Source organism: Viridibacillus sp. FSL R5-0888, from assembly GCF_038009105.1.
Lineage (GTDB): Bacteria > Bacillota > Bacilli > Bacillales_A > Planococcaceae > Viridibacillus > Viridibacillus arenosi.
Map to the genome: position 1 here is coordinate 3,312,788 of NZ_JBBPAU010000001.1, position 14,408 is coordinate 3,327,195.

At 36.4% G+C, this 14,408-nt stretch carries 13 protein-coding genes; all 13 read right to left on the reverse strand.

Translation table 11 applies throughout. From position 1 onward, the window contains the following. Positions 1-5: 5 nt before the first annotated feature. Complete coding sequence (gene fliF / locus MKY02_RS16615) at positions 6-1,607, reverse strand: flagellar basal-body MS-ring/collar protein FliF (protein WP_038184091.1); 1,602 nt, start codon at positions 1,605-1,607, stop codon at positions 6-8. 62 nt (positions 1,608-1,669) lie between these two features. Further along, complete coding sequence (gene fliE / locus MKY02_RS16620) at positions 1,670-1,975, reverse strand: flagellar hook-basal body complex protein FliE (protein WP_412104686.1); 306 nt, start codon at positions 1,973-1,975, stop codon at positions 1,670-1,672. Positions 1,976-1,999: 24 nt separating this feature from the next. Continuing rightward, positions 2,000-2,461: a flagellar basal body rod protein FlgC gene (gene flgC, locus MKY02_RS16625; RefSeq protein WP_038184088.1), complete on the reverse strand. Its 462-nt coding sequence runs from the start codon at positions 2,459-2,461 to the stop codon at positions 2,000-2,002. Between the two features lie 2 nt (positions 2,462-2,463). Further along, complete coding sequence (flgB, locus tag MKY02_RS16630) at positions 2,464-2,856, reverse strand: flagellar basal body rod protein FlgB (RefSeq protein WP_076065423.1); 393 nt, start codon at positions 2,854-2,856, stop codon at positions 2,464-2,466. 711 nt (positions 2,857-3,567) lie between these two features. Then, on the reverse strand, positions 3,568-4,347 hold the full coding sequence (gene codY, locus MKY02_RS16635; protein ID WP_038184082.1) for a GTP-sensing pleiotropic transcriptional regulator CodY: 780 nt from the start codon (positions 4,345-4,347) through the stop codon (positions 3,568-3,570). A gap of 88 nt (positions 4,348-4,435) precedes the next feature. After that, positions 4,436-5,830, reverse strand: coding sequence for an ATP-dependent protease ATPase subunit HslU (hslU, locus tag MKY02_RS16640; RefSeq protein ID WP_038184069.1), 1,395 nt, complete (start codon positions 5,828-5,830; stop codon positions 4,436-4,438). 2 nt (positions 5,831-5,832) lie between these two features. Further along, entirely contained in the window at positions 5,833-6,375 is a 543-nt protein-coding gene (gene hslV, locus MKY02_RS16645) for an ATP-dependent protease subunit HslV (protein ID WP_038184066.1), read from the reverse strand. A gap of 20 nt (positions 6,376-6,395) precedes the next feature. Continuing rightward, the gene (xerC, locus tag MKY02_RS16650) at positions 6,396-7,295 is read right to left on the reverse strand and encodes a tyrosine recombinase XerC (protein ID WP_038184063.1); all 900 of its coding nucleotides are present in this window, start codon (positions 7,293-7,295) and stop codon (positions 6,396-6,398) included. Positions 7,296-7,642: 347 nt separating this feature from the next. Next, positions 7,643-8,956, reverse strand: coding sequence for an FADH(2)-oxidizing methylenetetrahydrofolate--tRNA-(uracil(54)-C(5))-methyltransferase TrmFO (trmFO, locus tag MKY02_RS16655; RefSeq protein ID WP_038184061.1), 1,314 nt, complete (start codon positions 8,954-8,956; stop codon positions 7,643-7,645). Between the two features lie 28 nt (positions 8,957-8,984). After that, a complete protein-coding gene (topA, locus tag MKY02_RS16660; protein WP_038184057.1) occupies positions 8,985-11,060 on the reverse strand; it encodes a type I DNA topoisomerase in 2,076 nt (691 codons plus the stop codon). A gap of 188 nt (positions 11,061-11,248) precedes the next feature. Beyond that, positions 11,249-12,139, reverse strand: coding sequence for a DNA-processing protein DprA (gene dprA / locus MKY02_RS16665; RefSeq protein ID WP_076034017.1), 891 nt, complete (start codon positions 12,137-12,139; stop codon positions 11,249-11,251). 72 nt (positions 12,140-12,211) lie between these two features. Beyond that, entirely contained in the window at positions 12,212-13,114 is a 903-nt protein-coding gene (gene sucD, locus MKY02_RS16670; RefSeq protein ID WP_038184052.1) for a succinate--CoA ligase subunit alpha, read from the reverse strand. Positions 13,115-13,132: 18 nt separating this feature from the next. Then, complete coding sequence (gene sucC, locus MKY02_RS16675) at positions 13,133-14,293, reverse strand: ADP-forming succinate--CoA ligase subunit beta (protein WP_038184037.1); 1,161 nt, start codon at positions 14,291-14,293, stop codon at positions 13,133-13,135. Positions 14,294-14,408: the final 115 nt, after the last annotated feature.

A 14,408-nucleotide genomic window follows, 5' to 3' on the forward strand; every position in this document is an offset into this window, starting at 1 on the left:
CCCCATTAATCTTCAGTTATCCATGTACGTAATAATTTCGCGAAATCATCTGGCTTGTCTTTTGCCATCTTCTCAAGCTGTTTACGTCGTACGGTTGATTCTGTTTCTTTTTCTGTAGAGATATCTTCTACTTCAACTATTTCCTCTTGATCTTCTAGAATCATATTTTCTTCTGTCGCGTTTTGTTTTCTAGAACGTAAAATAAAGAATGCTAGTAAAATAATAGCAGCTACTAAAATACCGCCAATCACATATACCCACCATGGAATTTTACTTGTCTCAGTTGAAGCTAATTGTGCTTTACCATTCAATTGTTGAACAGTAACATTTATTTTTTGATCGATTTGAGCATCAGTTAATTGTCCAGCTTCATTTTTATCAATTGAAGTACGGACGATTGATGCAAGCATACTTTGAATATCCTGTTGTACATTTGTTGGTAATGTCGTTGCGTCGTTAGCAGTTGGTGGTTCTACCATTACTTGAATACCTAAGTCACGAATACGATACGGACTTTCTACAATCTGACGTTTAATACGATTCACTTCATTATTAATCGTCTCTTCAGTTTTCTCGTAATCTCCATCTCCAGTTGACCCAGACTGATAGTTTGTAAAATTATCAGTTGCATTTTCAGCTTCTGGTGTACCCGAAGCTGCTGCTCCAGTACCTGTAAATGTTTCACTAATACGCTGTGCACTGATTTGGATACCAGCCATATTCTCTTTATCTACTGGTTCAACTAAATTTTCTTCACGTTGTTCTTGGGTAAAATCAATATCAGTAGTCACTACAACGGCTACTTTATCTGCTCCCATTAAAGTACCTAACATTGTTTGCACTTGGCGTTGCAAATCACGTTCAATTTGCTTTTTAAGTGTCAATTGTTGATTGACATCCGCTCCACTAGCTCCCGCTGTTGCAGTATTAGTAGACTGTAAATCGTAATATTCAAAGTATTGATTTGTAATTACAATATTTTCGGGTGTTAGGTTCGGAACACTTTTAGATGCCAAATTATAAAGTGTTTGAATTTGCGTTTCAGTAAATTGATAGCCTGGTTCCGTATTCAAAACTATCGATGCACTAGCTGGTTGCTGTGTATCACTTACGAATACACCCTCTTCAGGTAAAGTGATCATTACTTTGGCGTCTTTTACACCTTTAATACCTTTAATTAAATTAGCTAGTTCTGTTTGTGTAGAAGCTAATTTTAGAACGCTAAATTCATTATCTGTCATACCAAATCCAGCGTTTTGAGAGAAAAATGAGTAATCTATTTTACCAGATTGAGGAAAACCTTCCGATGCTAATTGTACTAATAGTGGATCGACTTGATTTTCTGGAACTAAGATAGATGTTCCACCTGGTGCAATTTTATATTTTGTTCCTTGAGCATCAAGGGTTTCTTTTATTTTCCCTACTTCAGCAGTCGATAAGTCTGAATAAAGTGGCGCATACGTAACTCGAGTTGCAAAGTATGTAATAACAGCTGCCAAAATAATAATTCCAAGAAGGGAACCTATTAACGTACCTTTTTGTGCTTTCGTACGACTTCCCCAAAACCTCGTGGAGTCGGTTTTGATTTTTGTCAGTCTTTCATTCATTTTAAGCCTCCGGTTATAGTGAATGTTCTAATACGTGGTTAAATCCGCACTAACCGTTCGAATTAAACTGTCATTCGCATAATTTCTTGATACGCCTCTACTACTTTATTACGTACTTGTAATGCTGTATTCAATGTTATACTCGCTTTTTGAGAAGTAATCATAACGTCATGAAGTTCAACATTATCACCGTTTATCAACTTAGTTGTCATATTATCTGAAGCGACTTGACTGTCGTTTACAGATTGAATAGCATCTTTTAACATTGTTCCAAAACTCTCTTTTGATTCTGTAGGCATCGTTTCAGCAACTCTTTGTGTCATAGTTGGTTGAACTGGTTGCATTACAGATACTTGTGATACTGGCAATTAACCCATCCTCCTTTATTGAAATTATTTACCTATTTCTAGAGCTTTTGTTAGCATCGATTTATTTGCATTAAAAACCGTTACGTTCGCTTCGTATGATCGTGTAGCAGATATTAGGTTTACCATTTCTTTTAAAGGATCAACATTTGAAGTTTGCACATAACCTTCATCATTAGCATCTGGATGTGTTGGATCATAAATAAGTTTGAATGGTGTTTCAGTATCATTATTTATCCCTGTCACTTTGACACCATTGCCAACTCCTTGTTTACTTGTTGAACCCATTGCCGTATTTAAATAATTAGAAAATTGTCCTTCTTTCGAAGTTAACGTTACTGTTTTACGACGATACGGAACCCATTCACCATTTTCCATTGTCGCTCGTGTAGTATCGACATTTGCCATATTAGACGAAATGACATCCATTCTTAGACGCTGAGCAGTAAGTGCTGAGCCAGTCGTGTTCATACTATGGAAGATAGACAAAATTAGTTACCCCCTTTAATGACAGTTTGTAATGTATTTAATTTACCGTTAATACGGTCAACCAAGGCATTATAGAAAATTGTGTTCTCCGCCAAACTTGCTTGTTCTTTATCCATATCTACACCATTACCATTTTCTCGGTAGCGAAGATTAGAATAACTATAAACACCTGGTGTCGAATTCTTAGTAGTAAAATCAAAATGTCTTTGATCTGTTCTGTTTGCTTGAATATATGTATTTTGTGCCTCAGTTAACATTTTTTTAAAACTAACGTCTTTCGCCTTATAGTTTGGTGTGTCATTATTCGCTATATTTTGAGCGATTGTTTTATTCTTCACCGTAGCATAAGCGAGGCCGTTTTCCAAATTACTTATCGTTCCACTAAATAAATCCAAATATTTCACCCCAATTCGATATAAACTACCAAATTTCAATTTTATTTTTACTATCTAATTGTATTAGAGATGTATCCTAGTGTCTATCCGTATTAGGTTCTTTTTGATAGGTACAAAAACCCATTTTTATCACTTTACTCCCCTTTTCTTTCAAAACTTATAAACCCCTTATCCTATAAGGGGTAAAGGTATTATTCACTATAACAATAGTGTTAATAAACTTAATCCTTTATTTTATCCACTTCTTAAGCGGCTATTGAGTTTATAGGTATTTCTTAGCCATTCAATATTATTAGAAAGTTAAATCCTCCTAATAACACCAATTCGACACATATTCATTTGATATTTTTTGTACAATTTTCTAATAATTTAACTTGATATTACTATAACAGACTTCACATATAATAATAGTTCTTTACTAATTTATTCTAAAAATAACTACCTTTTCATTACTTTCCATCCTTTTTAAAAGGTAAAATGGTAACTATATATTATATAATCATTTCATACAAAAGAATTATGTTTTTTCAGCATATTCAATTGATTTTGTAAATCCACCATTTTAATCGACAATATTTTTGAATTCCCTTTGTCTTTTAATGATTTTTCAAATATAGATCAATAATTCACTAGGTACAATTATTGATTTAGTGGTATAAAAAAACTATCCCAAAGTCTTCCATAGACTTTGGGATAGTTAGGTCGGAATTATTAGCGCATTTTGATTTCTGCTAATGCATTTAGGAATTTATCGTTTAATACTTTAATATACGTACCTTTCATACCTAGTGAGCGTGATTCAATTACACCAGCTGATTCTAGTTTACGTAAAGCATTAACGATAACTGAACGTGTAATACCTACTCGGTCAGCAATTTTAGAAGCGACTAGTAATCCTTCGCTGCCATCTAGTTCTTCGAAGATATGCTCAATAGCTTCTAATTCACTGTATGATAATGAGTTGATCGCCATTTGTACGACTGCTTTGCTACGAGCTTCCTCTTCTATTTCTTCAGCTTTTTCACGAAGAATTTCCATACCTACTACTGTTGCACCGTATTCAGCAAGGATTAAATCGTCATCCTCAAAAGTACCTGCTAGACGTGCTAAAATTAATGTTCCTAGGCGTTCGCCACCACCAATAATCGGTACAATTGTAGTTAGACCTGATTTGAAAAGCTCTTTGTTTTCAAACGGGAATGCACTATGTTCATCATGGACATCAAGATTAGGAGCAGTTTCAGAGAAGTCATATAAATTTTGAGTATATTCTTCAGGGAAACGACGCTCTTCAAACATTTTATTAATGCGCTCGTTTTCAATTTGTTGAGTAATTGAAATACCTAATAATTTACCTTTACGACTTACAATGTATACGTTACTTTCGATGACTGTTCCTAATGTGTCAGCCATTTCTTTAAAGTTAACTGGTTTCCCAGCAGATGCTTGAAGCATTGAGTTAATTTTTCTTGTTTTAGCTAATAAATTCATTTTTATTTAGCCTCCTGTAATATTTTCTGCGTAGTTTATTTAATTTTCATAATTTTATAAATTTTCATATAACAACCTAGATTATAAACTATAAAATAAATTGAGACAAATCTTTGTTCTTAGCAATTTCTCCAAGTTTTTGATCTACGTATGACGGTGTAATATCGATGTGAGCTGGAGCGATATCTGCTGCTTCAAATGACAACTCTTCTAAAAGACGTTCCAAAATCGTATGCAGGCGGCGTGCCCCGATATTATCTGTTTCTTGGTTAACGAATGTTGCAATTTCCGCAATACGGTCAATCGCTTCTTCTGTAAACTCAATTTCAACACCTTCAGTATTTAGTAATGCCTTATACTGAAGAATTAACGAATGGTCTGGCTCTTTTAAAATACGTACGAAGTCTTCCTTCGTCAGCTTTTCTAATTCAACGCGAATTGGGAAGCGCCCTTGTAGCTCAGGGATTAAATCTGATGGCTTAGACATATGGAATGCACCTGCAGCAATGAATAGCATATAATCTGTTTTGACAGGACCATACTTCGTATTAACAGTCGAACCTTCAACAATTGGTAAAATATCACGTTGAACGCCTTCTCTTGATACATTAGCAGAACCAGAATTGCCATTCTTGTTTGCAATTTTGTCAATTTCATCGATAAAGATGATACCCGTTTGCTCAGCACGCGTAATTGCTTCTTGAGAAACCTCATCAGAGTCAATTAAATTATTAGCTTCTTCTATTATAAGTATACGTCTAGCATCTTTTACTTGTAGACGACGTTTCTTCTTTTGCTTTGGCATTAAGCTTGATAACATATCACCCATGTTACTACCACCCATATCCATACCCGCTCCAGGAAACCCACCAAACATAGATGGTGCTTGTTCCGTCACTTCTACAGATATCCACTCATCTTCAAGCTTACCTGCTTTTAAATCTTCTGCAATTTGCGAACGTTTTAAACGTATTTCTGTATCATCTGTAGTTGTTTCTTCTTCCTTCTCGGAATTTTGTCCGAAAAACATTTCGAAGGGATTTGAAGTTGATTGCTTTTTACGCATACTCGGTACAAGTAATTTTACAATTTGTTCATTAGCTAGTGTTTCAGCTTGGTCCTTCACTTCTTCATATTTTTCTTCTTTCACGAGTCGATTAGCTACTTCTACTAAGTCACGTACCATCGATTCCACATCACGACCTACATAACCCACTTCAGTAAATTTTGTCGCTTCTATTTTTATGAAAGGCGCTTTTGCTAAACGTGCGATACGTCTAGCAATCTCCGTTTTACCAACTCCAGTTGGTCCAATCATTAAGATGTTTTTAGGGATGACTTCATTTTTCATCTCTTCATCTAAAAGTTGACGACGATGACGATTACGAAGCGCAACAGCTACCGCGCGTTTAGCATCACGTTGTCCAACGATATAACGATCTAAATACTCGGTCATTTGTCTAGGCGTTTGTTGTTGTGTCATAGTTACAGTGCCTCCACGATAATATTATGGTTCGTAAATACACAAATATCTGCCGCAATTTCAAGCGATGCTTTTGCAATTTCTTCTGCCGATAATGTTTCACCAGAGTATTGCTTCAACGCTCGACCAGCTGATAAAGCATAGTTACCTCCCGAGCCAATTGCTAAGATGCCGTCATCAGGTTCAATGACTTCACCAGAACCAGAAACAAGTAGTAGTGTTTCACTATTCATCACAAGTAACATTGCTTCTAATTTTTGCAACATTTTATCTCCGCGCCACTGCTTAGCTACTTCGACTGAAGCACGTTGAAGGTTGCCATCAAACTCCATAAGTTTCCCTTCAAACATTTCAAACAATGTAAACGCGTCAGCAACAGAACCAGCAAACCCCGCTAATACTTTACCGTTATAAAGACGACGCACTTTCTTAGCTGTGTGTTTCATCACGACTGCATTACCAAGTGTCACCTGTCCGTCACCTGCCATCGCGCTCTGCCCTTTATGTTGTACTGCAAAAATTGTGGTTGCATGCATTTCAACCATAATAACCCTCCTCCCAATTGTTACGCTCTTGGATGAGCATTCATATATGTGTTTCTTAGATGTTCTTTTGTCACATGCGTATAAACTTGCGTAGAAGATAAATTTGCGTGTCCGAGTAATTCTTGCACGGTACGTAAATCTGCTCCATTGTTTAATAAATGCGTGGCAAAGGTGTGTCTTAACATATGAGGATAAATATTAGAATGTAATTCTGCATTTTTCATCATATCATTTAATATATAACGAATACCTCTTGCAGTAAGGGCTCCACCTCGCATATTGACAAATAGTTGAGGGTTTTGAAGGCCTTTCATAAGTTTAGGACGTGAATTTGCTAGGTATTGTTGCAATGCCTCCGAAGCAAAATGTCCAAATGGTACATAACGTTCTTTTCTCCCTTTTCCCATCACACGTAAAATGCATATCGAAAAATCAACATCTTTCATTTCAATAGATGTCAATTCACTAACCCGAATACCTGTAGCATACAACAATTCAAGAATGGCTGTATCTCGTAACGACTTCGGATCTTCCCCTTCGTTTGCCTGAAACAATCTGGCAAGCTCTTCTTCATAAAAAAAGCGCGGTAATCTATCTTCTTTTTTCGGATGATAAAGGGCTTGAAAGCCGGCATCATCCAATCCATATTCTTTATTCAAAAAACGAAAAAAAGAACGGATTGAGGAAATCTTCCTTGAGATAGTTGTTCTCGCTTTTTTTTCTTCGTACAATTTTGTTACGTAAAGTCGTGCGTGAATATATTCAACATCAGCTAAATCTACTACGCCTTCTACTTTTAAGAAAGATAAAAATTCATGTAAATCAGATTGATATTCTCGCACTGTTAATGGTGAAAAATTTTTTTCTAATTGAATGTAAATAACAAATTGCTCAAGTGCTTGTTCAGATCGTATGTTCATTTGAACACCTCGTTAATAAAAGTTCCAAATTTAACCATCTAACTCTAAGCATTTTTATAAAGCAAAAACGAGTACTAATCTAGAGCTAATGTTAATCCTAGTTGTTTAAGGCACATATGAGTATAACACACTCATGTGAATTGTTCGACACTTCAGTTCATAAGTCAAAATAAAGTTTTTAAAGAAAAGTTTATTCATGTCTTTTAGATAACTTTGTTACACTTAAATGTATTATTCTAACTATCGAATTACCACTATTTGTATCTTATTTTCAATTATGAGAAATTATCTTCATTTATAAACAAAAAAGCCTCTAAAATTGTAACAATTTTAAAGGCTTAAAACAATTAGATATTTGTTGTATTTTTAAAATTTTGAATAGCAGCCAATGCGCGCTCTGCGTGTTTTTCTCCGCGTTCTTGCTTCGATTTAATTTTTTCACCCAGTTTAGGGAATAAACCAAAATTCACATTCATTGGTTGGAAGTGCTTTGAATCCGCTTCTGTTATATAACGCGCCATACTTCCTAAAGCCGTTTCTGCTGGGAAGATTAACAAGTCTTTCTCCATTGCAAGATGTGCAGCATTAATACCTGCAATTAGACCACTACCTGCTGACTCAACATAACCCTCTACACCTGTCATTTGGCCGGCAAAGAAAATGTTTGGACGACTTTTTAGTTGATAAGTTGGTGCTAATGCTTTAGGAGAATTGATAAAAGTATTTCGATGCATAACACCATAACGAACGATTTCCACATTTTCCAAACCAGGAATCATACTAAATACTTCTTTTTGTGCTCCCCATTTTAAATGTGTTTGGAAACCTACTAAGTTATAAAGCGTACCTGCAGCGTCATCTTGGCGTAGTTGTACAACTGCATGGGGACGTTTACCTGTTCTAGGATCTTCTAAGCCTACTGGTTTCATAGGACCAAATAGCATAGTTTTCGGACCGCGTGCAGCCATTACTTCAATCGGCATACAACCTTCAAAGTACTTTTCTTTTTCAAACTCTTTTAATGGTGCAACTTCAGCGTTAATTAAGGCTTCTTGGAAACGGTTGAATTCCTCTTCAGTCATTGGGCAATTTAAGTATGCTGCTTCACCTTTATCATAACGAGATTTTAAATATACTTTATCCATATCAATGCTGTCTTTTTCTATTATCGGCGCAGCTGCATCATAGAAATAAAGATATTCTTCTCCTGTTAAAGCTTGAATTTGTTCTGCTAATGCTTTTGAAGTTAATGGACCTGTAGCAATAACTGTTATACCCTCTTCAGGAATTTCAGTTACTTCTTCATTAATTACTTCAATAAGTGGATGATTTTTGACTTTTTCTGTTACATAGCCAGCGAATTCGTGGCGATCTACCGCTAGCGCTCCACCGGCAGGAACTGAACTACGATCTGCTGCTTCTATAATAACCGAATCTAACATACGCATTTCTTCTTTAATAACGCCAACAGCATTTGTTAAGTTATTGGCACGTAGTGAGTTACTACATACTAATTCTGCAAATTTATCTGTGTGGTGAGCAGGCGTTTGTTTTACTGGACGCATTTCATATAAACGAACTTGAATGCCTCTTTTCGCAATTTGCCAAGCTGCTTCACTACCTGCTAGTCCTGCACCGATTACATTTACGATTGTTGTCATGCTAATATATACCTCTTTCTTTTACTCATCATTGTGATGCTGTCTCTTTATAGTCACATTTCGTACACTGAATTTGCACGCCTTTTTTCAGTTTCTTCTCAACTAATAATTCACTACATTTTGGACATGGTCTGTTAATTGGTTTATCCCATGATACAAACTCACAGTCAGGATAACGATTACAACCATAGAAAATGCGTTTTGTTTTACTCTTACGTTCTACTATTTCTCCCTCTTTACATGTTGGGCATGTTACGCCGATTGCTTTAACAATTGCTTTAGTATTACGACAATCAGGGAAGTTGCTACATGCCATGAATTTACCATAGCGACCAAGTTTGAATACCATTGGTGAACCACAATGTTCGCAATCTTCACCAGCAGGTTCATCTTTAATTTCAACTTTTTCCATTGCCACTTCAGCGTGTTGTACATGTTTTTCAAAATCTTGATAGAACTCATCGATGATACTCACCCATTTTGTATTACCTTCTTCAATACTATCTAAATCGTGCTCCATTTTTGCAGTGAACTCGATATTAATAATATCTGGGAAAAATTCTAAAACTAATGAGTGAACAATTTCACCTAATTCTGTAGGTACAAAACGTTTATTATCTAATGTGACATACCCACGCTTCTGAATTGTATCTAATGTTGGAGCGTAAGTTGACGGTCGACCTATCCCTATTTCTTCCATCGTTTTAACAAGTCGCGCCTCTGAGAAGCGAGGTGGCGGCTGTGTGAAATGTTGTTTTGGTTCAATATTCAAGGATTTTACAATGTCGCCTTTTTCCATTGGTGGCAATAGCTTATCCTTTTCTTCTTTTTGGTCATCTGACCCTTCAATATAAAGCTTCATGAAACCTGGGAATTTCACTTGAGAACCTGTAGCTCTAAAGAATACATCACCATTTTGTAAGTCTGCTGTTACTGTATCTAATACAGCTGATGCCATTTGGCTCGCTATAAAGCGTTCCCAGATTAGACGATAAAGACGAAGTTGGTCTCTAGATAAAACAGCTTTTAACTGATCAGGAGTACGCAACGTGCTTGTTGGACGAATTGCTTCATGTGCATCTTGCGCCTTTTCAGATTTTTTTGCTTGTTGATCAAGGGGCGTTGTATATTCGTTACCGTATGTTGATTGCACGTATTCAAATGCTTCTTTTTTCGCCGTTTCAGATATACGTGTCGAATCGGTACGCATATACGTAATTAAACCAACCGTGCCTTCTTTTCCAACATCTATACCTTCGTATAATTGCTGTGCAAGCATCATTGTTTTTTTCGCCCGGAAGTTTAATTTACGAGCGGCTTCTTGTTGTAGGGATGATGTTGTAAAAGATGGAGCCGCATTACGCTTACGCTCACGTTTAACTACTTTTGCAACTTCAAAATCTTCGCCCTTCATTAGCTTCAAGACATCTTTTACTTGTGCTTCATTAGACAATTTGATTTTCTCTTTACTATTTCCATAATAAATAGCATCAAATTGCTTGTTACCTTTTTCAAAGTTACCTTCGATTGTCCAATATTCTTCAGGCTGGAAGTTTTTAATTTCGTTTTCACGGTCGATAATCATACGTAGTGCAACTGATTGCACTCGACCAGCAGATAAACCTTTTTTGACTTTCTTCCATAGAAGAGGACTAATGTTATACCCTACAAGACGGTCTAGAATACGACGTGCTTGTTGAGCATCAACTAAATCCATATCAATAGGACGTGGATGCTTAAATGACTCTTTAATAGCATCTTTCGTGATTTCGTTAAATAATACACGACAGTCCGATTTTATATCAATGTTAAGAGCTGTTGCTAAATGCCAAGCAATTGCTTCTCCTTCACGATCTGGATCGGCCGCGAGATAGATTTTCTTGGCTTTTTTAGCTGCGGATTTTAAATCTTGTAAAACAGGACCTTTACCACGAATGGTAATGTATCTTGGTTCAAAATTATTTTCCGTATCAATTCCCATTGTACTTCTAGGTAAATCACGTACGTGACCAATTGATGCTTTTACTTTATATTTTTTCCCTAAATATCGCTCGATTGTTTTTGCTTTTGCGGGCGATTCTACTATTACTAAATAATCCGACATGTGAGTTCCCCCTTATAGAGGTGATGTTTCATTTTCTTTAGTTTCACTTGTTAAAATTGAATAAGTGCATGAAAATATTGTTAAAAACCTTACCATTCAACTATAACTTTTTTTCTTAGCGTTTACAAAAGAATACCTGTTGCAAAATGTATAACAGAAAAGAAATTTTTGCAAGTTATATTTCATCGTCAAATAAAATATCTTTCTAATTCTTCTATTATTTGATAACCATTCCAGACTGGTGTAGCACCTTCTGTGAGCAATTTATGAGGTCCTAATGAAAGTTTTGATGTGATATCTCCAGGTACAATGAAAATTTCTTTCCCGTGCTCTAAGGCGTGGTCCATTGTACTGGAAGTACCGCTTTTTTCAGCGGCTTCAGTGACTAGTATTGCCTTTGATATACCGCTAATAATACGATTCCGCATTGGAAAATACCATCGTTTCGGCTCGATATATGGCGGATATTCTGTCATTAATAAATGATCTTTGCTAATTATTTCGGCTAATTTCTTATTTTCTTTCGGATATAGGTGAAATAATCCATGTCCAAGAATTGCGATTGTTTTACCTCCGTTTGCAATTGCACTTTCATGCGCCATTCGATCAGCTCCCTTTGCTAGGCCGCTGATGATGATATAATCATTTTCTACCAATGCCGGCATAATATACTGTAATGCATTTTCTGTATAGGCTGTCGCCTTTCTAGAACCAACTATAGCAATCTTACGTTTGTTTACTAGTAAATCTACTTTACCTTTTACATATAGACATACAGGAGGATCATATAATTCGAATAACTCTTTAGGGAATAAGGGATGAAAGAACGGAATAGGGGTAATCAACTTTTGTTCATAAGCTTGGAGTAAGGGGGTTTCCATTGCTTCTATATAAGCAACTCTTAATCTAGTAGCTTTTTCATAGGAGAGATTTAATAATTGCGCAATTTTTTGTGTGGACATTTGTTCAAATTTTACAAGTTCTACATCCTCTTTAAACAAAGGCGCTAACCTGTTTAGAGGCACGGGAAATACATAATGCAATGCTAAGAGTCTCTGCGTCAATTGTACTTCATTCATCTTTGCCCTCCATTCAGATAACTACTTAAAAGGTGTAGCAATGTCTAATATGACTTTGCTACACCTTCTATATTAATGGGTTTTACATTTTTCGTATAAACCTTGTTCTTTAATAACTTTAATAAATGTTTCACCAATAACAGATGGCGTTTCTGCTACTTGGATTCCAGCTGCATTCATTGCTTTAATTTTATCTGCAGCTGTTCCTTTACCACCAGAAATAATGGCACCAGCATGGCCCATACGTTTCCCAGGAGGAGCAGTTTGTCCACCAATAAAGCCTACAACAGGTTTTGTCATATTTGCTTTAATCCACTCAGCTGCTTCTTCTTCTGCTGTACCGCCAATCTCGCCAATCATTACGACACCATAAGTTTCAGGATCCTCATTAAATTCTTTTAAAACATCAATGAAGTTTGTACCATTAACTGGGTCTCCCCCAATCCCAACAGCAGTCGTTTGACCAATACCCTCTTGAGAAAGTTGATGAACAGCTTCATAAGTTAATGTACCAGAGCGTGAAACAACTCCTACATGGCCTTTTTTATGGATATAACCTGGCATAATACCAATTTTACATTCATCTGCAGTAATAACACCTGGACAGTTCGGACCAATTAGACGTGTTTTCTTACCTTCCATATAACGTTTCACTTTAACCATATCTAATACCGGGATATGCTCAGTAATACAAATAACTAAATCTAAATCAGCATCTACAGCTTCTAATATCGCGTCTGCCGCAAATGGTGCTGGTACGTAGATGACAGAAACATTACAACCTGTTGCTTCAACAGCGTCAACCACCGTGTTAAAAACCGGTACGCCTTCTACAGTTGTACCACCTTTACCAGGTGTAACTCCTGCTACAACTTTTGTACCATATTCTAGCATTTGCTTTGTATGGAATAGAGCCGTTGACCCTGTAATCCCTTGTACAAGCACTTTAGTTTCTTTATTAATATAAACGCTCATTTCAAGTCCCCGCCCTTCTTAGCCTACAAGTTCTACAATTTTTCTTGCACCATCAGCCATTGAATCTGCTGTAACGATATTAATACCCGATTCATTTAACAACGCTTTACCAAGTTCAACATTCGTACCTTCCAAGCGAACAACTAATGGTACATTTAAGCCAACTTCTTTGGCCGCTGTAATAACACCTTCTGCGATAATATCACATTTCATGATACCCCCGAAAATGTTAACGAATATACCTTTTACACTTGCATCAGAAAGAATGATTTTGAAGGCTTCTGTTACTTTTTCAGCAGTTGCACCGCCCCCAACGTCCAGGAAGTTTGCGGGTGATCCGCCATAATAACTAATGGTGTCCATTGTAGCCATAGCAAGTCCAGCACCATTGACCATACAACCAATGCTACCGTCTAATGAAATATAGCTTAAATCATATTTTGAAGCTTCAATTTCCTTTGGATCTTCTTCTTCGAAATCTCGTAATTCAACAACATCTTTATGACGATATAAAGCGTTTCCATCGAAGTTGAATTTTGCATCTAACGCCACTACGTTACCATCACCAGTCACAACAAGTGGGTTGATTTCTAAAATAGAAGCATCTTTTTCAGTAAATGCTTTATAAATTCCAAGCATAAGTGATGCAGCTTTATTTATTAATTTGTCTGGAATATTCATATTAAACGCAAGACGACGTGCTTGGAAACCTGTTAGTCCGATAGCTGGATCAACTACTTCTTTGAAAATTTTCTCAGGGGTTGCTTCAGCAACCTCTTCAATGTCCATCCCGCCTTCTTCAGACCCCATCAAAGTAATTCTAGAAGTTGCACGATCTACTACAAATCCCAAATAGTACTCTTTTTTAATATCAGAGCCTTCTTCTATGTAGAGGCGCTTGACTTCTTTACCTTCTGGACCAGTTTGGTGAGTGACCAGGATTTTCCCTAATAATTCTTTCGAATACGAACGTACCTCGTCCAAATTTTTGGCAATTTTAACGCCACCTGCTTTACCACGTCCACCTGCATGGATTTGAGCCTTAACAACGACTACACTTGTACTTAATTCTTTCGCTACTTTTACAGCTTCCTCTGGTGAAAATGCTACTCGGCCATTTGGAACTGATACCCCGTACTGTCTTAGAATTTCTTTCCCTTGGTACTCATGGATATTCATCTAACTTCCTCCCATCAAAATCCCATAGAGTTTAACTATTACATAACCATTGTATATAATCTGATTCACTATGTCTACATTCTTGTTATTTCGACTTTCACCTTTAGTTATCCGC